The following is a 17,303-nucleotide window of genomic DNA, read 5'->3' as shown; positions in this document are numbered from 1 at the left end:
CAAGTTGAGTGACTTCGAAAGCGCGCCGACCGAGATGCTCGAAATGCCAATGGCATCCGGGGAGGTCACCGAGGAATACTTCAATCATGTTCGAAAGATCAACGACGTATTCTACGACCAGATCAAGATATCGGACCAGAAGGCCGCCTATATCTTTACCTTCATGCTGGCCTTTCTGATCTCGTCGAGCGAGGGGCGGGGGGTATTCACCCTGGCGCGTTATATAGAGGGCAGCTTCGCTGCGGTAATTGTCTCGGGATTGCTCGCCATAGCTTCGGTATCGTCGATTCTTTCGGCTATCCTGGTCGTACTGCCGCGCAGAGTGGAGAAATCCACCTCGCTCTTCTGGGGGACATGGCCGCAGCACAGGGCGATATTCGAGCATGCGGCACAACGCAGCGATGTTGGTTATCTCTTCAAGGAATACCTGGACAATGCCGATATACTATCGCTGATCGCCCGGCAGAAATACCTATGTGTCTCCTATGCGTTCCGCGGGCTGATGTTTACTGTCGTTGCCTACGTCCTGCTTCTCCTGGTGACCTGACATGGGAACAGGCGTCACCAATGCCGAAGAACAATGTGGATTAAGCTCGTTCAGATGAAATTTGCTCACCCATCCGTTACACGCTGTACGAATTCGACCAGAGGATACAGGAAGCCGAGCTGGACCATCTGACCCATTCGCGGGCAGCTTCGACGGCGCTTGCGGAAAATTATGTGGGTTTGCCCGTAGGGCTCAACGTCGAGCAACCGCGCTTGTCGTCGATGCGGCCGCTGGCCGATCGATGCAGCACCAGATGTCAGCCGGTCTCGTCTCTCTGCCGGTAACCCCGCTTCACCTTGCTGCTGACCAGCGCCAAAAACCGGCGCTCCGCTTCCTGTCGCGATTCGAACAGGTCGATGCGGAAACGCCCCTTGGTGCCGATGCGGCCCCAGTTGCGGGTGAGCGCCGCGCCGTTAAAAAGATCCGGCTCGACGTTGAGCACATAGAAGCGGGCCATGTTTCGGGTGGGGTCGCGGCGGGTGAGGAGAAGCGGTTCGCTGGTCATGCCGGCAGAATCGCAAGTCCGGATTCTGCCGTCCAACGACATGATTGAATCGATCCGGCCTCATCGATTCACGGCGCTGATGAGTTCAGCGCAGCAGCGATTTCAGGAGCCTTGCAACACCCTTCAGCGGCTCCAGATAACGCTCTGCCATTTCGGCCGCGGGGACGCTTGCCGCCGGTGCGCCGATATTGATCGCGGCGACTACCCGGCCGCGGTCGTTTTCCAGCGGCACCGCGATCGAGCAGAGGCCGAGTTCCAGTTCCTGGTCGATGACCGCGAAACCCTGTTGGCGAACACGGACGAGTTCCTCCATCAGCCGGACGGGATCGGTGAGGGTGCGGGGCGTAAAGGGTTTCAGGTTGCTCTGTTTCAGGAGCGCCAGGCTCTCGCCATCGGGCATGGCCGCCAGCAGGACGCGGCCCATCGAGGCGCAATAGGCGGGGAGGCGGCTGCCGGGCATCAGGTTGATCGACATGACCCGCTTTTGCGAAGCGCGGGCGATATAAACGACCTCGGTGCCGTCGAGCACGCTTGCCGATGCGCTCTGGTGAACCTCCTCAGCAAGCTTGTCCAGGAAAGGCTGGACGATATGGGGCAGGGGGGTGGCGGAGAGATAGGCATGGCCGAGCCGCAAGATCTTCGGCGTCAGCACGAAGAATTTTCCGTCATAGTCGGCATAGCCGAGTTCGGCCAGGGTCAGCAGACAGCGGCGGGCCGTTGCCCGGTCAAGTCCGGTCGCCTTTGCCACGTCCGCGATCGCCAGCCGCGGCGTCGTTTCGCCAAAAGCCTCGATGACCTTCAGGCCCCGCGCGAAGCCGCTGACGAAATCCGTTTCCCGCATGATTTTCCCTGTGTCTCGCCCTTTGTCGACGCAATGTGAAGCCGCGAGGATGTGCAGGCTCTGCATCGCTGGTTCACACAATATGTGCGATATATGAACAAAGGTCAATTATCGCACATATTTCTTGCTGTCCATCCCGTGCTGATCTATCTGTTTTCCCGGAGGCACGGCGGGCACGTTCGCCGGGTATAGCGAAGGAGACATCCCGTATGGACAAGACAATCGGGAGCACGGCGGAAGCCGTCTCCGAGATCGGTGATGGCGCGACCATCATGATCGGCGGCTTTGGCGGATCGGGCGCGCCGATCGAACTGATCCACGCCCTGATCGACAAGGGTATCAAGGACCTGACCGTCATCAACAACAATGCCGGCAACGGCCGCATCGGCATTGCCGCGATGATCGACGCGGGCATGGTCCGCAAGATGATCTGCTCGTTCCCGAAATCGTCGGATCCGCGCGCCTTCACCGATCGTTATCTCGCGGGCCAGATCGAACTTGAACTCGTGCCCCAGGGCACGCTTGCCGAGCGTATCCGCGCCGGCGGCGCCGGCATCCCGGCCTTCTACACGCCGACCGCCTACGGTACCGAACTTGCCAACGGCAAGGTGGTCGCCGAGTTCGACGGCCGCCACTATGTGCAGGAGCGCTGGCTGAAGGCGGATTTTGCCATCGTCAAGGCGCAGCTCGGGGATCCATTGGGCAACCTCACCTACAACAAGGCCGGCCGCAACTTCAATCCGCTGATGTGCATGGCCGCCGCCAAGACAATCGTGCAGGTCTCCAAGATCGTGCCGCCTGGCGGCATCGATCCCGAGCATGTCGTGACGCCCGGCATATTTATCGACCGTGTCGTCGAAGTTCCTGATCCCCAGCAGGAAGAAGTCCTCATTCGCGCCGGCGTGGCTTACGCCCCAGGAGCCCAGGCATGACCCTCAACACCCGAGAAGACATCAAGCTTTCCAACGCCCAGATCGCCTGGCGCGCCGCCCAGGACATAAAGGACGGCGCCTATGTGAACCTCGGCATCGGCTTTCCGGAAATGGTCGCCCGCTACCAGCCGCCTGGCCGCGAGGCGATCTTCCACACGGAAAACGGGATCCTGAATTTCGGCGAAGCGCCTGCCGAAGGCGAGGAGGACTGGGACCTGATCAACGCCGGCAAGAAGGCCGTGACGCTGAAGCCGGGCGCTGCCTTCTTCCACCATGCGGACAGCTTTGCGATGGTGCGCGGGGGCCATCTCGACGTCGCCATATTGGGTGCGCTGCAGGTGGCCCAGAACGGCGACCTCGCCAACTGGCGTGTCGGCTCCAAGGGCGTGCCGGCCGTCGGCGGCGCCATGGACCTTGTACATGGCGCCAAGCAGGTCTGCGTCATCACCGAACACGTCACCAAGAACGGCGAGCCGAAATTAGTTGAAGCTTGTACCTTTCCGTTGACCGGTGTTGCCTGTATCACTCGGGTCTATACGAGCCATGCCGTCATCGACATCGTCGAGAAGCATTTCGTCCTGCGCGAAAAGCTGACCGATATGACAGTCGAGGAACTGCAGGCCATGACCGGCGCCCGCCTCCACATCGATGGACCGGTCGCCGATCTCGTCGTGCCGAAACTGTGAGGGAGAAGATCATGACCGAAGCCTATATCTGCGATTATATCCGCACTCCGATCGGCCGTTTCGGCGGCTCGCTCTCCTCCGTTCGTGCCGACGACCTTGGCGCCATCCCCTTGAAGGCGCTGATGGAACGCAACGTCTCCGTCGATTGGGAAGCGGTTGCCGACGTCATCTACGGCTGCGCCAACCAGGCCGGCGAAGACAACCGCAACGTCGCGCGCATGTCGGCGCTGCTTGCCGGCCTGCCGGTCGGCGTCGGCGGCACCACCATGAACCGCCTCTGCGGCTCCGGCATGGATGCGGTCATCACCGCCGCCCGCGCCATCAAGGCCGGCGAGGCCGAGCTGATGATCGCCGGCGGCGTCGAAAGCATGTCCAGAGCGCCCTTCGTGATGCCGAAGGCCGATACCGCATTTTCGCGGAATGCCGAAATTTACGACACCACGATCGGCTGGCGTTTCGTCAACCCGCTGATGAAGAAGCAGTATGGCGTCGATTCGATGCCAGAGACCGGCGACAACGTGGCGATCGACTACAAGGTTTCGCGCGAGGACCAGGACGCGTTTGCAGTCCGCAGCCAGGCCAAGGCCTCGGCGGCTCAGGAGAACGGCCGTCTTGCCAAGGAAATCACCTCGGTTACCATTCCACAGCGCAAGGGTGATCCGGTGGTCGTTTCGAAGGATGAACATCCCCGCGCGACCAATATGGAAGCACTCGCCAAGCTCAAGGTGCTGAACAAGATCGACGGCGCGACGGTGACTGCCGGCAACGCGTCGGGCGTCAACGACGGCGCCGCAGCCCTGATCATCGCTTCGGAAGCGGCAGCCAGGAAATACGGCCTGACCCCGATCGCCCGCATCATGGGCGGCGCCACCGCCGGCGTTCCGCCGCGCATCATGGGCATCGGCCCGGCCCCGGCCACCCAGAAGCTCTGCGCCCGTCTCGGCATCTCGCCGAAGGATTTTGACGTGATCGAGCTCAACGAAGCCTTTGCGAGCCAGGGCATCGCGGTCCTTCGCGAACTCGGACTGCAGGAAGACGCCGAACATATCAACCCGAACGGCGGCGCGATTGCGCTCGGCCACCCGCTCGGCATGTCCGGCGCCCGCATCTCCGGCACCGCGGCGCTGGAACTGTCGCTCCGCAAGGGCAGATACGCACTCGCCACCATGTGCATCGGTGTCGGGCAGGGAATCGCGGTGGCGCTGGAACGGGTGTGATCTGGAACCCCCTTCCCGAACGGGGGAGGGGCCATCCTCTGACGTCCGACCGACACATCGTCGCAATCAGCAGTTAGGCCTTGGGCATGACACCCACGGAGCCTATATAAGACGGGCCGCAAATGCGGCGGAACCCAAGGTCTTGAGATGAGCGACGAATTGCAGGGGCGCGCGGCGCATATCGCGGCGATCCGGGAACGGGCGGAAGCGGAAATGACGGCGATCGGCATAGACGGCGCCTTCATCGGCAAGCTGGTCGATACGTTTTACGGGCGCATACTGGAGCACCCGGAACTGGGGCCCGTGTTCGACGCGCGGCTTTCCGGACGCTGGCCCGAGCACATGGCGAAGATGAAGAGCTTCTGGTCCTCCGTCGCCTTTCGCAATGGTGCCTATGGCGGAAAGCCGGTCCAGGCGCATCTCGGCGTCGCCAACATGACGCCCGAGCTTTTCCCGAAATGGCTGGAGCTGTTTGCCTCGACGCTGGACGACATTGCCCCGAGCCCGGAGGCGAAAGCCTGGTTCATGACGACGGCGGACCGGATCGCACGAAGCCTCACGCTGTCGCTCTTCTATAATCCGGCGCTTGACGACCCGGCGCTCAAGCAGGCCTGAAAGCAGGCTTGAGGCCGTCCCGAAACCTAAAGATGGCGGCCCGCATCCAGCGCTTCCTGTGCCTCATCAAGTGACATCTCGAAGATCTTCTTGCCGATATCGAAGCTGAAACCTGCCCTGGCGAAGGCGGAAAATTCCTTGGCCTTGCGTTTTTCGTCAAGTTCACTTTTGCGGAACGGCCCGAAGGCTCGTTTGCGGGCGAGGATGAGGGCGGCCTGGAAATCATCCGCCTCCGCGACGGCAGCCGCGACGGTGCTGCTCGCCACACCCTTCTGCGACAGTTTCTGAGCGATAGCCCGTCTGGACCTACCGCCGCGCATGCCGGAGCGGGTGCTGATTGCGGCAAAGGCCTCGTCGTCCAGCGCTCTGTTGTCATAGGCAAACTTCACGGCGAACTCGGCGAGCGCCCTGACCTGGACCTCGCCGATATCCTCGAATTTCTGGCGCGCCTTGCGCGCTATGGCATCGAAAAGCTGCCTCTCCGTGTGCATTCGCCGCTCGATGCGATAGATCGTCGAATTGCGCGCCCAGGAAAGCATACGCGGCGTCGGTGCATCCGATTGCGGCGTCTCGTCGTCCAGATCCAGTTTCAGCCTCCGATCGCTTTTACCGCCGCTTCCTGCGACGCGGCGCCGGACGTCTTACATCATGCGGCCACGACGAAACAACATCATCGCGGCAGGCGTGTCATACGGCGGGCGTGGCCTTCAGCGCATCCTGATGCACGACGATCCGAGCGTGGTAGGGGACGCGCGTATAGAGATCCATAACGTCCTGGTTGACCAGGCGCACGCAGCCCGACGATGTCGCCTTGCCGATCGATGCCCATTCCGGCGAGCCATGCAGGCGATAGAGCGTATCCTGGCCATTCTGGAAGATGTAGAGCGCCCGTGCCCCAAGCGGGTTCTTGATACCCGGATCCATGCCGCCGTTCTCGATGGAGAACTTCTTGAGGCTCGGCTGGCGCGCGACCATCTCGTTCGGCGGTTTCCAGCGGGGCCAGGGCTGCCGCCAGTGGATGACGCCTTCGCCCTGCCAGGCAAAGCCGTCCTTGCCGATGCCGACGCCGTAGCGCATCGCGGTGCCGCCGGGTTCGACCACGTAGAGGAACCGGCCGGGCGTATCGACGACCACCGTGCCCGGCAGTTCGCCGGTCGGATCGACCACGCGCTGGCGATAATATTTCGGGTCGATCTGCTTGTAGGGGATGGCGGGCAGGAGGTGGCCGCTGTCCTCGACGGCTGCGTATCGAGCCTGCAGCTCCGCTTCGCTCGGAGGCTCGATCGGGCGGCGGGCCATTTCCGGGACCGGAGCCCGTTCGGCGGTGGTGGCACAGCCGGCAAGCGTCGCGGTCATCGAGACGGAGCCAATTACGAAGGCGCGCCGCGACATCAGGTATTCGCTGGTCATGGACCGAAAGTTCTTTCTGAAAATCAACGTGTTTGAGCTATTAGCGGTTTCGAGCCCGGACCAGCAAGGCGGCTGCGCATCACATCACGGTGACTTGCCGTCATCGATCTGCTGGCGAATTCAATCCGTCGCCTTGGCCTCGTAGAACGCCCTGACATCTGCCGCAAAACTCCTGCGCGAATCCGGCCTGGTGTAGAACATGTGTCCGCCGCGATAGACCTTGAGTTCGGCGCGGCCGGCAGCGAGTTCGGGCGGCAGGTGGTCGATGACGTAGCGGCTGGCGCCGTAAGGCGTCAGCGCGTCGCTGTAGCCGTGGGCGATCATCAGCTTGAAGGATGGGATGACCGAAAGCAGGTCGCGGATATCGGTTGACGCGCTGGCGAGCGAGCGCGAATCGCCGCCACGGCTACCGTTCCATTCCCAGCGACGGTTCACGTCCTCGTTCAACAGCGAGTAGGTCATTTCACTGGCAAACCCGAGTTCGTTGCGGGCATAGGCGGCAAAGGCCGCGCCATAGGCGCGGGTGTAACCTTCGAGGATCGGGTCGTCGTTGCGGGTGACGGCCTCCTCCGGATAGGCATCCGGCACCCCATAGGACGCATCATAGGGGCTGACGATTTTTCCCGGTCCCCCCATCTGCTTGGCATAGACGTCGCCGACAAAACCGCGGGTTCGAGCCACGACGTCCTTTGGAATGCCGGTGAGTTCGGACACCCGGCCGTAGAACGCATCGGCTTCCTGGCCGGTCGGGGAGGGGCCGGCAAGCCCGACGAGATAATCGCTGGTCGCGAAACGTTCGGCCTCGGTGAGCTTTTGCGGCGTGAACTGGTTGCGACGCTCCAGCTCGGCTGCGGCGAGCGAGGGAAGCTGCAGCGCCGCGCTCAAGGGATCGTCGGAATTGGCGAGGAACCGGCCCTCGACCAGCGGCGACAACATGATGATGCCGGACGCGAGTATCCCTTGGCTGTTCTTCAGAGACACGGCGACCTTGGCGGCGCGAAAACCGCCATAACTTTCGCCGAGCAGGTATTTCGGCGCATCGAGCCGGTTGTTTTTCTGGACGTAGAGCGCGATCGCCTTGGACAGGCTGTCGGCATCCTGCCGCACGCCGTAATAGCTGCCGGCGGCATCATTGCTGGCGGCGCGGCTCCAGCCGGTGCCGACCGGATCGATCAACACGAGATCGGTGAAGCCCAGCCAGCTTTCCGGATTGTCCTTCAGCTGGGGCGTGGTGCCGTTGTCGCCGGTCGCGCCGAATTCCAGGATTTTCGGGCCGACCAGGCCGAGATGCAGATAGGCGGAGGCAGCGCCCGGGCCGCCGTTGAAGGCGAAGGTGAGCGGCCGACCAGGAGCCCGGTTCCTGGCGATATAGGCGGTATAGAAGATCTTCGCCGAGCGGTTGCCGTCCTGGCCGAACAGATCGAGCGTGCCGGCCGTCGCAGTATAGGGGAGATCGCCGGAAGGCGCCTTGAAGACATGTTCGGTGGTGGAATCGGCCGGGATCAGGCTGAATATGCCGCCACCGCCGCCGGCACCTTGCTCCGTCTGGCGGCCGCGCTCGCGGTTCTCGTCACCGCCGCGCGGCTGCTGCGCCCAGGCTGGTCCCGGAAGCACCGGCGCTGAAAGGGCCAGGACTATGGCGAGAGATGCAATCGTCCGATGAAACGTCAAACTGAAATCCTCCTTGACCAGCCGCACCCTATGTAGGGCGGCGCGCCGATCCGCAAAACTCAACTCCTTTTGATCGGCGGATCGAGCTGCTTGTTTCTGTGTGAAGATACCGGCCATTTCGATGTCGCGGGGCGAAAACTGCAAATAACGGTGCAAATCCGCCGCCGACGGTGCGGATTGTCGCGCAATCGATGGCCACAAGCGCACATAAAATTTACGCTCGCCACCATGATTCCCAAGGCCGTATCACCGAAGACGCCGTTTCAGCCCATGCCGGCGGCTCGCTGGGCAGGTCCCCAGATCTTTGCCGCAGACACCGCGGATGCGGCATTCATGGCGGGGGGCGCGCTTTATCCGCTTGACCAGGTCGTTCGGGCTGAACCTGACTGGGCTGGCGCCTGGCGGCAGCGGCTGGCGCTGAAATGCGCGGCAGCGGCCGTTCGGCTTGCGGGGCGATCGGAAGACGAAGCAGGGCTGCGCGATGCGTGGCTGCTGCGCAAGCCGGGGGACGATCCCGGCCCTGCCGGGCAGATCCTTTCCGCCTGGAAGCGGCTTGGCTCGCGTTCGGCCGCGCTCGATGCGGACATGCTGCAGGCGACAGCAGGAATGCTTGGCATCAAATGGGACGAGCCGCTGGCGACGCTCACGCAGATTTTCGACGACCACAGCCTTGCCGGATCGGCAGCGCCGTTTGCGGCCGCCGCGATCATCCGCGAGACGCACACGATCCGCCCGGATGCCGAAGCGCTCGGCTGGTGGCTCGCCGATCTCCTGCTGGCTCAGAAGCTGCGCTGGTCCGTGCCGGTGCCGCTGTTGATGAGCCAGCGCTTTTCGTCGGTGTTCCGCGCCGAGGGTGGGCGCGGGCGCATCCGGCCCGGCGAAGAAGGTTTCGACCGGGCAATCTGCCTTGCCCTGGTAAATGCCGCGACCGAAGCCGGCCGGCTGGCGGCGGAGATTGCCCGGCGCGCCGAGCGGCTTGCCTTGGTCACGCCAAAGCTGCGTGCGAAAGGAGCGGAGGATGGGCTGCGCCTGCTGCTCTCCGATGACGCCGTTTCGGGCTCCCTTCAAACGCCGAACCTGTCCCGTTTCGCGTCGCGCCGGCTGTTCGAGCGGCTGCAGCAGCTGGAAGCGGTGCGCGAGCTCTCCGGCCGCCCCACATTCCGCATCTACGGGCTCTGAGCATGGCGAAGCGGGCACGACAGGTCGTAATCGACAAGGAACTTCTCCACCTGACGCAGGAGGAGCGTCATCGCCAATGGGCGGCGCGGGTGGAAGCGGTGATCTTTGCCTCTTCCGAGCCCGTCACACGGAAAGCGCTGGAGCGCGTCGTCGGCGAGGACTGCGATATCGAAGCGATCATCGAGGAGATCCGCGCGGCACTCGATGACCGGCCTTATGAACTCGTGGCGGTTGCCGGCGGCTGGCAGCATCGCACCCGGCCGGAGTTCGCCGATGTCATCCATGCCTCCGGCACCGCCAATGCCCCTCCGGCGGATCTGACCGATCACCAGGCCTTGGTGCTGATGACGGTCGGTTACTTCCAGCCGGTGACGCGCGCCGAAATTTCGAAGATTTTCGGGCGCGAGGTGAGCCGTGATACGATCGCCACGCTCCGGCAGCTCGGCTTCCTTGCCTCAGGCCCGCGCAGTCCGACGCCCGGTGCGCCTTATACCTATATCACCACGCCTGCTTTCCTCACCGCCTTCGGCTTCGACACGCTGCGCGACCTGCCGGACACGGAGATGCTCGAGGATGCCGGGCTGCTGAGCCGCACGCTGCCGGTCGACGATTTCGTCGAGCCGGAACTGGAAGACGAGGACGATTGACAGCAATGCTTGAAATGCGCGGAGATTGAGCTCATATTGAACGGCAGATGATCAAAATCGGATCAGGATTTTCCCGTGGCTCATGCCTTTGAAATCAGCGCTGCCGCTTTCCGGGAACCCCAGTCTGCGCTTCTGTCGGCGCGGCGAGTGGCCGATCTTCTCGGCCTGACACATGCGGAACTGGCAAAACTGATCGGTGTGGCACGCAACACGCTGACGGCCAAAAGCGGCGCCCGCAAGGTCGATATGGCGCTCTCCCCGGTCGTTCGCATTCTGGCGATGGCGAGCGAGATGGCCGGCGACGAAAACCGCGCGGCGATCTGGTTCAAGCACCAGCCGATCCCGGGCTGGGCCGGCAAGACGGCTTACGACCTCGTCGGTGAAGGCAAGGCCGACAAGGTGCTCGTCTATCTGGAGGCGGTGCGTTCCGGCGTTTATGCCTGAATTGGCCCCTGAATCGGGCATCCTCTGGCGTGCCTATGTGCCGCGCTGGGCGCATGCGCCACTTTCCGGCGACGGGGCTGCCCGTTTCGGCGGCCGCTGGAACCCGGTCGGCGCGCCGACAATCTATGCCGCGAGCGAGCTTTCCACCGCCTGGGCGGAATATAATCAGGGTTTCGTACAGCACCCGGCGCTGATCGCCCAGCTTCGCCTCGACGACGCGCGGCTCGCGGACCTGACCAGCCCGGAGGTTCTGGCCGGTCTCGGTGTCGAGGAGGCGATCCACCGCTGCGAATGGCGCGACGATCTTGATGCCGGGCGGTTGCCGTCAACGCATCTCCTCAGAGAGAGGCTGCTCCAGGAGGGCCATGACGGCGTGGTCTATCCATCCTTCATGTCGCTGGGCGGGACCTGTATCGCCCTCTGGCACTGGAACGGTAAAGACCAGCCGAAGCTCACGATCACGGACCCCGACGGCCGGCTTCCCGAAAGCCCGGCTTCCTGGTTATAGATGGGAAGCGGCGCAGTGTCTTTCGACCATGGAGCGATCGACGCGGCAGGAAAACCCTAGCCTCTCGATGCCACACTCACGGCTGTATGGAAAATACTCCGTTCAACCTTGGCATTTAAAATTTAGTGGAATGTAATGTTTTGGATGCATGATGGGCCGAGAGAAAGCGGTGCAAATGCAGCAGAACATTCGTATCACATCGCACGTCACGATCGTGCTGACCTTGCTGACGGCCCTGACAGCGCTGCTGCTCGCCGGCTTCATGTGGCTTGCCTCCGCCAAGGTGGATGATCTCGCCTTGACCCGCCAGAAGGGTTACGTTGAACAGGGCCTCGACGAGCAGGTGAAAGCCGTACAGCATGAACTGGAAAGCGTCACGGTGTGGAACGACGCGGTCCTGCTTGTCGCCAATGACGATCACACATGGATTGCCGACAATATCGGCGCATGGATGCACAAATATTTCAGCCATGACCGCACCTACGTGTTCAACGAGCGGAACGAGCTGGTCTTCGCCATGCGCGACGGCGAGGATATTGCGGCCCTGACCTTTCTTGACGATGAAAAGGCTGCGGCTGCCCTGCGGGACGATGTCCGGGCGGTGCTCCACAAGCGGATCGCACCCGGCGATTCCAATGCCCCTGTGCTTGCCGAGATTTTCGCGGAGAAGATCCTCTCGATCGCCGGCCGGCCGGCTGTCGTCAGCGCAAGACCTATTGTCCCGAGCAGCGACGAGGTGCCGCTCGATGCCGGCAAGGAATTCATCGCGGTTGCAGTCCGGTTCCTGGATGCCAGCGCCGTCGAAAAAATCGCTCGTTACGCGCGGATCGAGACGCTGCATTTTACCACCGACATGGCCGAATCGACTGCGGCAATCCCGGTCGTGGCCTCTGTCGGCCCGACGCTTGGATATATGGCGTGGCAGCCGATCCGGCCGGGCCTGATGCTCATCGAGCAGATCGCTCCGGTCGGCATTGCCGGCATCATCGTGGCGATGGGGGTGGTGATCTTCCTCGGCCGGGGCCTGCGCAAAACGTCTCTCGATCTGTCCGACAGTCGTCTGGCGCTGATGCGCCACCGCGACCAGCTCGAAGAGAGCGTCAGGCTCCGGACGGCGGAGATCGAGCGTCAGCGGGAGGAACTGGACAGGCTCTTGGCGCAGGAGCGGCATGTGAATGCCCTGCAGCGCCAGTTCGTCACCATGGCGTCTCATGAGTTCCGCACGCCGCTTGCCATCATCGACGCGGCGGCGCAGCGCCTGTCGCGCACGAAAACGACCCAGAAGCCCGAATATGTGGAAGAGAAGTCCGCCCAGATCCGCTCCGCGGTGCTGCGCATGGTAGACCTGATGGAGAGCATCCTGTCGGCGGGCCGGCTGGAGACCGGCAAGACGACGCTGAAGCCCGAGCGCCTCTCACTGGCGGAGATTATTGAATCCTGCTGCGCCCGACAGATGGATGTTCGCAATTCCCACACGATTCACCGGGACCTTTCGCAACTGCCGCAGACGATCCTTGCCGATCGTACCACGATCGAGCAGGTCTTCACCAATCTGCTTTCGAATGCCGTCAAATATGCCCCCCACGCGCCGGACATCCATATCCGGACCTCGACGAAGAACGGCATGTCCTATGTATCGATCCAGGATGCCGGCATCGGCATGGATGCCGAGGACCTGCCGAAGCTATTCCAGCCCTATTACCGGGCCCGCAGCGCGACCGGCATTGCCGGCACCGGCATCGGCCTCAACCTCGTCAAGCAGATCGTCGACCTGCATGGCGGTTCCATCTCCGTCGAAAGTGCGCTCGGCCGGGGAACAACATTCACGGTGGCGCTCCCGAACAAGGGACCGCTCGCAACTCTCATCAAACGTGCAGCTTAGGGAAGAGCAGGATGATTACCGTATTATGCATCGACGACGAAGCGGATATCCGCCAGCTTATCGTCGAAGAACTGGCGGACGCCGGATTTGCCACTCTGGAGGCGGCCAATGGCCAGGAGGGTCTCGAAGCCATCCTGGCGTATTGGCCGGATATCGTCATCTGCGACATTTCGATGCCCGTCATGGACGGTCATCAGCTCCTGGCGGAAATCCAGATGAACCATGCCGAGCTTTTCAACATCCCCTTCATCCTGCTGTCGGCCTTGACGGACAAGGACAATGTATTGACCGGTCTGCGGGCAGGGGCGGCGGACTATCTGACCAAGCCGATCGATTTCGATCTTCTGCTGGCCAAGCTCGCCGGCTGCATCGCGCGCCTCGAAAACGACAGGGCCGTCGGCCGGGCCCTTTGATTTCAAGGCCAGACGGCGTGACCGTCCGCAGCCGGCGTCGGGTCTATCGCCGCCGCTGTGGTCTCGCCGTGATTTCGCGTTGAGGTGACTTCCGGACGAGGCTCGCGGTCCGAGTTCGTGCCCGGTGCGAGCCTCTAACCGTCATCATGGCGGCTGTGGAAGCTAAGAACGGACCCTATGCCGCCGTCAAGTCAACGTTTTGTTAAGCATCGGCGCAAAAGACCCCTACGATGACGAAAGCCTCCGAAAGGGGCGGGCTCTTGTCACTCCCCCTTGGAGGGTTCGTCGCGGTCGCGAAGATTGCGGGCGATGAGGCGACAAAGCTCGCGGAATTGCTGGTAGCTGTCCTGCGGCAGGAACGAAAACACTTCGCGCTCGACGACGTCGGCGGCCGCATCGCAGGCCTTGATCATCCGCTTGCCTTCGGTCGTCAGGCTCATGCGCAGGATGCGGCGATTGGCCGGATCTTCCTTGCGGGTGATGAGATTGCGGCGCTGCAGCCCACCGATCAGTTCGTTCATCGTCTGCGGCGTCACGAAAAACCGGCGCGACAGTTCGGCCGAGGAAAGGCCATCGCGGCTGCCGATCACGCTCAGCACCGTATACTGGATGCCGGTCATCTGCAGTGCCGACAGCGCTGCCTCCAGCCGGCTGCGCACGGCATGATTTGCCTGGTTCAAGAAGTAGATTGCCCGGGGTTGCTGCATCACCCAGTCGCTGGTGCTTGCTTCTTCGGGCTTCATGTCTTCAGCCATCACGATGCGGCGACCTTCTTTAAAACGGTTATATAAGCGGGGTAGCGGAGAAAATGCAGCCGCACAAGCCGGGTTGGACGAAACCCTCAACTTACTGGCGCGCCGAGCCGCACCGACAGGGATCTGGCAGCGCGCAATGTGGCGGTCAGCGGCCGGCCGGAAGGCGCAATATCGAACCCATCCTGGCGGCCTAGCACGGTGATCACCGCCTTCAGGTGCGCGCGGTGATCGAAGACGGGAGCCGCAACGGCGGAAAAATCCGGCACCGTGGCAGGCAGCGTGGCGGCGTAACCTTCGCGGCGGACATCCGCGAGTTCGGTTATGAAACGGGTGATCGAGGCCTGTGCTTCTCCGCCCTGGTGCATCATGGTTTGCAGGTGATGTTCCCATTCGGCTTTCGGCAGGTTGGCCATGAAAACCCGGCCGGTCGCCGTCGGCCACAGGCGGACCAGCGAGCCGACCTTGATCTCGTAGACGCTATCGGAACGGCCCTCGATCTTGTCGACCACGACAGGCGCATCACCGTTCCACACCGCCAGCGTCACCGTCTCGCCGAGCTCGCCGGCAAGCTGCGAGATCGTCGCGCGTGCAAGGCTGAGGAAATCGGTGCGCGAAAGCGCGGCAAGCCCGAGCTGCAGCGCCGAATCGCCAAGATCGTAGAGGCCGGAAAGCCGGTCCTGGGCAATGAAACCGGTGCGCACCAGGCTGACGAGATAGCCGTGGGCCATGCTCGGCGTCATGCTGGCGGCCGCGGCGATATCGTTCAGCCGCATGGCGCGGCCGGCATGCTGAATTGCCGTCAGCACCCGCAGGCCCTTTTCGAGCGACTGAATGCCGGCAGCCTTGACCTCCGGGTCCCTTCCTGCCGCTCCCTGCAATACCTGCGCGTCCATGACCTCTCCGCTTGACGTGTTCGTTCCTCATTATACAATATACCTGAATGATTTCAATAATATTGAAATTAACGCGAAGGATGGGAGGAAAACCTTGGCGGAATATCTGGTTTGTTCGGAGGATGAGATCGCCGATGGCGGCCGCAAGGTCGTCGCCTGCGGGGAGCGGGAGATCGGCATTTTTCGGGTGAAAGGCGCCCTGCATGCCTGGCACAACATGTGCCCGCATCGGCAGGGGCCGATCTGTCAGGGCCGCATCTATCCCGAAGTCGTCGAACCCGTGGATGACAAAGGCGAGGTGCGGACGCTTCAATACAATGAAGAGAACATGCACGTCGCCTGTCCATGGCACGGCTGGGAATTCAACCTGGAGACCGGCCGGAACGCAGGGCCTGCAAAATACCGCCTGCACCGCGCCGAACTGGCCATCCGGGAGGGGCAGATCTATGTCGTCCTCTGAACCCACATTACGCAACGACCCCTATGGCTGGATCGAGGACGCTACCGCCGAGATCGAGAAGGCGACCGCCGAACTGCTGGAGAACGGCGAAGCGTCGCGCGTCTCCGACGAAGCGGTGGCTCGGATGATGACGGCGGCGATCCGGCTTTATGTCGCCAAGAGCGACGGCGAGGAACGCACGTTCCGACCGCTGACCGGCACCCGCGACGAAACGGTGACCGCCACCGAGGCGTTGTCGGCCGTTTCCGAAATCCTGCGCGCCCTGCATCTCGGGCCGATGGAACTGGCGCTCTGGTACCGCCGCCGGCCAGACGAACTGTAGCCGCGCATAAAAGATCCACTCTTTCGCCTGAGGAGAGCGAACATGGATATTTCCAACAAGGATCGTGCCCGCGAATTGCCGGTGCAGCAGATCGACGTCTTTACCGATACGCGCGACATCCTGGCGCATGCCAACCGGGCCGCCAGGAAGCGCGGTTTCGAGGACTGGCTGATCTGCGATGTGGACGCCCACCACACCGAGACGATTTCCTGGCACGAACTGGTGCAATATATCGAGGATCCGGTCATCCGCCATCAGGCGATGCTTTTCCACGACGAGAAGATGGGCACCGCTTCCTACGGCCTCAACGGCGACATGGGCCTTAAATATCAGGATGTCGGCGGCCGCATTCCGCATCAGGCCGGCATCCGCGAAAAGGTCGATGACGGCGGCGTGCACCGCGACGTGACCCTGTCGCGGCGGGCGATGAGCGCTCTCGGCGTCGACTATATGGTGCTGTTCCCGACGCCGATGCTGACGCTCGGCTTGCATCCGCAGCCGGAAATGGAGGTCTATCTCGGGCGCGCCTATAACCGCTGGCTGATCGACAAGGTGTTGACCAAGGACGACCGGCTGAAGACGCTCGCCTACCTGCCCTTCAACGTGCCCAAGGAAGCGGAGCGCACCATCGAGGAGTTCGCTGGCCAGCCGGGCGTCATCGGTTTCTGCGTACCGTCCGTGCGACACAAGGCGGTGCACCACAACGACTACATGCGCATCTATGCGATGCTGGAGGAGCGCAACCTGCCGATCGCCTTCCACGCCGCCTATCACTGGCAGGACCAGTCGCTGGCGACCATCAACCGCTTCCTTGGCATGCATGCGCTCGGCTTCGTATGGTGCAACATGGTGCATATGACCAACTGGATCCTGAACGGTATTCCGGAGCGTTTTCCGAAGCTCAAAAGCATCTGGGTGGAAAGCGGGCTCGCCTGGATCCCGTTCCTGATGCAGCGTCTCGACGACCAATACCTGATGCGCCCATCGGAAGCGCCGCAGCTGAAAAAGCTGCCGAGCGAATACATGCGCGAAAACTGCTGGTACACGACCCAGCCGATGGAGACGGTGAACATGAAGGCGCTGCAACTGACGCTGGAGATGATCAACGCCGAGAGCCAGCTCCTGTTTGCGTCCGATTGGCCGCATTTCGATTTCGACCTGCCGCAGGAGATTTACGACCTGCCGTTCCTCTCCGAGCAGGCGAAGCGGAATATCCTGGGGCTGAACGCGGCAAAACTGTTCAATCTGGACCCGACGCCGCGTAAGACATTGTGATCCAGGATTCCGCGCCAGGCGGGTACCGCCCCTCATCCGCCTGTTGGCACCTTCTCCGCGTTGAGGAGAGGGTGGCCGAGCGAAGCGGAGGCCGGGTAAGG

Annotated in this window: 21 protein-coding genes; 14 read left to right on the top strand and 7 right to left on the bottom strand. The window is 62.4% G+C overall.

The genetic code is table 11. The annotated features are described in order from the left end of the window. Positions 1-4 precede the first annotated feature (4 nt). Positions 5-547 (top strand): Pycsar system effector family protein, encoded by a 543-nt coding sequence (locus tag ACZ9EJ_RS27770; RefSeq protein WP_046627246.1) that lies wholly within the window; start codon positions 5-7, stop codon positions 545-547. A 256-nt stretch (positions 548-803) separates the two neighbouring features. Here ACZ9EJ_RS27770 and ACZ9EJ_RS27765 read toward each other — a convergent pair whose 3' ends face one another. Further along, entirely contained in the window at positions 804-1,052 is a 249-nt protein-coding gene (locus tag ACZ9EJ_RS27765; protein ID WP_046627244.1) for a WGR domain-containing protein, read from the bottom strand. 85 nt (positions 1,053-1,137) lie between these two features. After that, positions 1,138-1,893: an IclR family transcriptional regulator gene (locus ACZ9EJ_RS27760; RefSeq protein WP_046627242.1), complete on the bottom strand. Its 756-nt coding sequence runs from the start codon at positions 1,891-1,893 to the stop codon at positions 1,138-1,140. A 209-nt stretch (positions 1,894-2,102) separates the two neighbouring features. On the opposite strand from ACZ9EJ_RS27760, the gene ACZ9EJ_RS27755 reads away from it, so the two are divergent. The 4 genes from ACZ9EJ_RS27755 to ACZ9EJ_RS27740 all read left to right on the top strand — a co-directional run bounded on the left by ACZ9EJ_RS27755 (position 2,103) and on the right by ACZ9EJ_RS27740 (position 5,343). Next, positions 2,103-2,825: a 3-oxoacid CoA-transferase subunit A gene (locus tag ACZ9EJ_RS27755; protein WP_046627241.1), complete on the top strand. Its 723-nt coding sequence runs from the start codon at positions 2,103-2,105 to the stop codon at positions 2,823-2,825. After that, positions 2,822-3,511, top strand: coding sequence for a CoA transferase subunit B (locus tag ACZ9EJ_RS27750; protein WP_046627239.1), 690 nt, complete (start codon positions 2,822-2,824; stop codon positions 3,509-3,511). Before ACZ9EJ_RS27755 ends, ACZ9EJ_RS27750 begins: the two co-directional genes overlap by 4 nt. 11 nt (positions 3,512-3,522) lie before the next feature. Then, positions 3,523-4,728 (top strand): 3-oxoadipyl-CoA thiolase, encoded by a 1,206-nt coding sequence (gene pcaF / locus ACZ9EJ_RS27745; RefSeq protein ID WP_046639925.1) that lies wholly within the window; start codon positions 3,523-3,525, stop codon positions 4,726-4,728. 147 nt (positions 4,729-4,875) lie between these two features. Further along, positions 4,876-5,343 (top strand): group III truncated hemoglobin, encoded by a 468-nt coding sequence (locus ACZ9EJ_RS27740; RefSeq protein ID WP_046639926.1) that lies wholly within the window; start codon positions 4,876-4,878, stop codon positions 5,341-5,343. A gap of 26 nt (positions 5,344-5,369) precedes the next feature. Here the strand turns inward: ACZ9EJ_RS27740 and recX are convergent, their stop codons facing one another. The 3 genes from recX to ACZ9EJ_RS27725 form a co-directional block, all read right to left on the bottom strand. After that, entirely contained in the window at positions 5,370-5,924 is a 555-nt protein-coding gene (gene recX / locus ACZ9EJ_RS27735) for a recombination regulator RecX (RefSeq protein WP_046639927.1), read from the bottom strand. Positions 5,925-6,030: 106 nt separating this feature from the next. Continuing rightward, positions 6,031-6,753, bottom strand: a complete 723-nt coding sequence (locus ACZ9EJ_RS27730) for a L,D-transpeptidase (protein ID WP_046639928.1) — start codon at positions 6,751-6,753, stop codon at positions 6,031-6,033. Positions 6,754-6,873: 120 nt separating this feature from the next. Next, positions 6,874-8,424, bottom strand: a complete 1,551-nt coding sequence (locus ACZ9EJ_RS27725) for a S10 family peptidase (RefSeq protein WP_476100209.1) — start codon at positions 8,422-8,424, stop codon at positions 6,874-6,876. A 228-nt stretch (positions 8,425-8,652) separates the two neighbouring features. Between ACZ9EJ_RS27725 and ACZ9EJ_RS27720 the strand changes: the two genes are divergently transcribed. The 6 genes from ACZ9EJ_RS27720 to ACZ9EJ_RS27695 all read left to right on the top strand — a co-directional run bounded on the left by ACZ9EJ_RS27720 (position 8,653) and on the right by ACZ9EJ_RS27695 (position 13,497). Further along, positions 8,653-9,603, top strand: a complete 951-nt coding sequence (locus tag ACZ9EJ_RS27720; protein WP_080955708.1) for a DUF1403 family protein — start codon at positions 8,653-8,655, stop codon at positions 9,601-9,603. Between the two features lie 2 nt (positions 9,604-9,605). Beyond that, the gene (scpB, locus tag ACZ9EJ_RS27715; RefSeq protein WP_046639930.1) at positions 9,606-10,250 is read left to right on the top strand and encodes an SMC-Scp complex subunit ScpB; all 645 of its coding nucleotides are present in this window, start codon (positions 9,606-9,608) and stop codon (positions 10,248-10,250) included. A gap of 75 nt (positions 10,251-10,325) precedes the next feature. Continuing rightward, positions 10,326-10,694, top strand: coding sequence for an antitoxin Xre/MbcA/ParS toxin-binding domain-containing protein (locus ACZ9EJ_RS27710; RefSeq protein ID WP_046639931.1), 369 nt, complete (start codon positions 10,326-10,328; stop codon positions 10,692-10,694). Beyond that, on the top strand, positions 10,687-11,202 hold the full coding sequence (locus ACZ9EJ_RS27705; protein WP_046639932.1) for an RES family NAD+ phosphorylase: 516 nt from the start codon (positions 10,687-10,689) through the stop codon (positions 11,200-11,202). Before ACZ9EJ_RS27710 ends, ACZ9EJ_RS27705 begins: the two co-directional genes overlap by 8 nt. A 175-nt stretch (positions 11,203-11,377) precedes the next feature. Next, positions 11,378-13,084 carry a sensor histidine kinase gene (locus tag ACZ9EJ_RS27700; RefSeq protein ID WP_476100206.1) on the top strand — a complete coding sequence of 569 codons (1,707 nt, stop codon included), beginning with the start codon at positions 11,378-11,380 and terminating at the stop codon, positions 13,082-13,084. Between the two features lie 11 nt (positions 13,085-13,095). After that, positions 13,096-13,497, top strand: coding sequence for a response regulator transcription factor (locus tag ACZ9EJ_RS27695; protein WP_037084919.1), 402 nt, complete (start codon positions 13,096-13,098; stop codon positions 13,495-13,497). A gap of 263 nt (positions 13,498-13,760) precedes the next feature. Here ACZ9EJ_RS27695 and ACZ9EJ_RS27690 read toward each other — a convergent pair whose 3' ends face one another. Next, a complete protein-coding gene (locus tag ACZ9EJ_RS27690; protein ID WP_046639934.1) occupies positions 13,761-14,252 on the bottom strand; it encodes a MarR family winged helix-turn-helix transcriptional regulator in 492 nt (163 codons plus the stop codon). An 86-nt stretch (positions 14,253-14,338) separates the two neighbouring features. Beyond that, positions 14,339-15,145, bottom strand: a complete 807-nt coding sequence (locus ACZ9EJ_RS27685; RefSeq protein WP_046639935.1) for an IclR family transcriptional regulator — start codon at positions 15,143-15,145, stop codon at positions 14,339-14,341. Here ACZ9EJ_RS27685 and ACZ9EJ_RS27680 point away from each other — a divergent pair. From ACZ9EJ_RS27680 to ACZ9EJ_RS27670, 3 genes are read left to right on the top strand one after another with little or no spacing between them, the layout of a single operon-like run. After that, a complete protein-coding gene (locus ACZ9EJ_RS27680; protein WP_251090902.1) occupies positions 15,144-15,605 on the top strand; it encodes a Rieske (2Fe-2S) protein in 462 nt (153 codons plus the stop codon). The two genes, ACZ9EJ_RS27685 and ACZ9EJ_RS27680, sit on opposite strands and share 2 nt — an antisense overlap. Continuing rightward, entirely contained in the window at positions 15,592-15,927 is a 336-nt protein-coding gene (locus tag ACZ9EJ_RS27675; RefSeq protein WP_037084912.1) for a hypothetical protein, read from the top strand. Before ACZ9EJ_RS27680 ends, ACZ9EJ_RS27675 begins: the two co-directional genes overlap by 14 nt. Positions 15,928-15,969: 42 nt before the next feature. After that, on the top strand, positions 15,970-17,202 hold the full coding sequence (locus ACZ9EJ_RS27670) for an amidohydrolase family protein (RefSeq protein WP_052753984.1): 1,233 nt from the start codon (positions 15,970-15,972) through the stop codon (positions 17,200-17,202). Positions 17,203-17,303 lie beyond the last annotated feature (101 nt).

This window comes from Neorhizobium sp. USDA 3394, from assembly GCF_056280385.1.
This window is presented reverse-complemented; position numbering and strand designations above follow the sequence as displayed.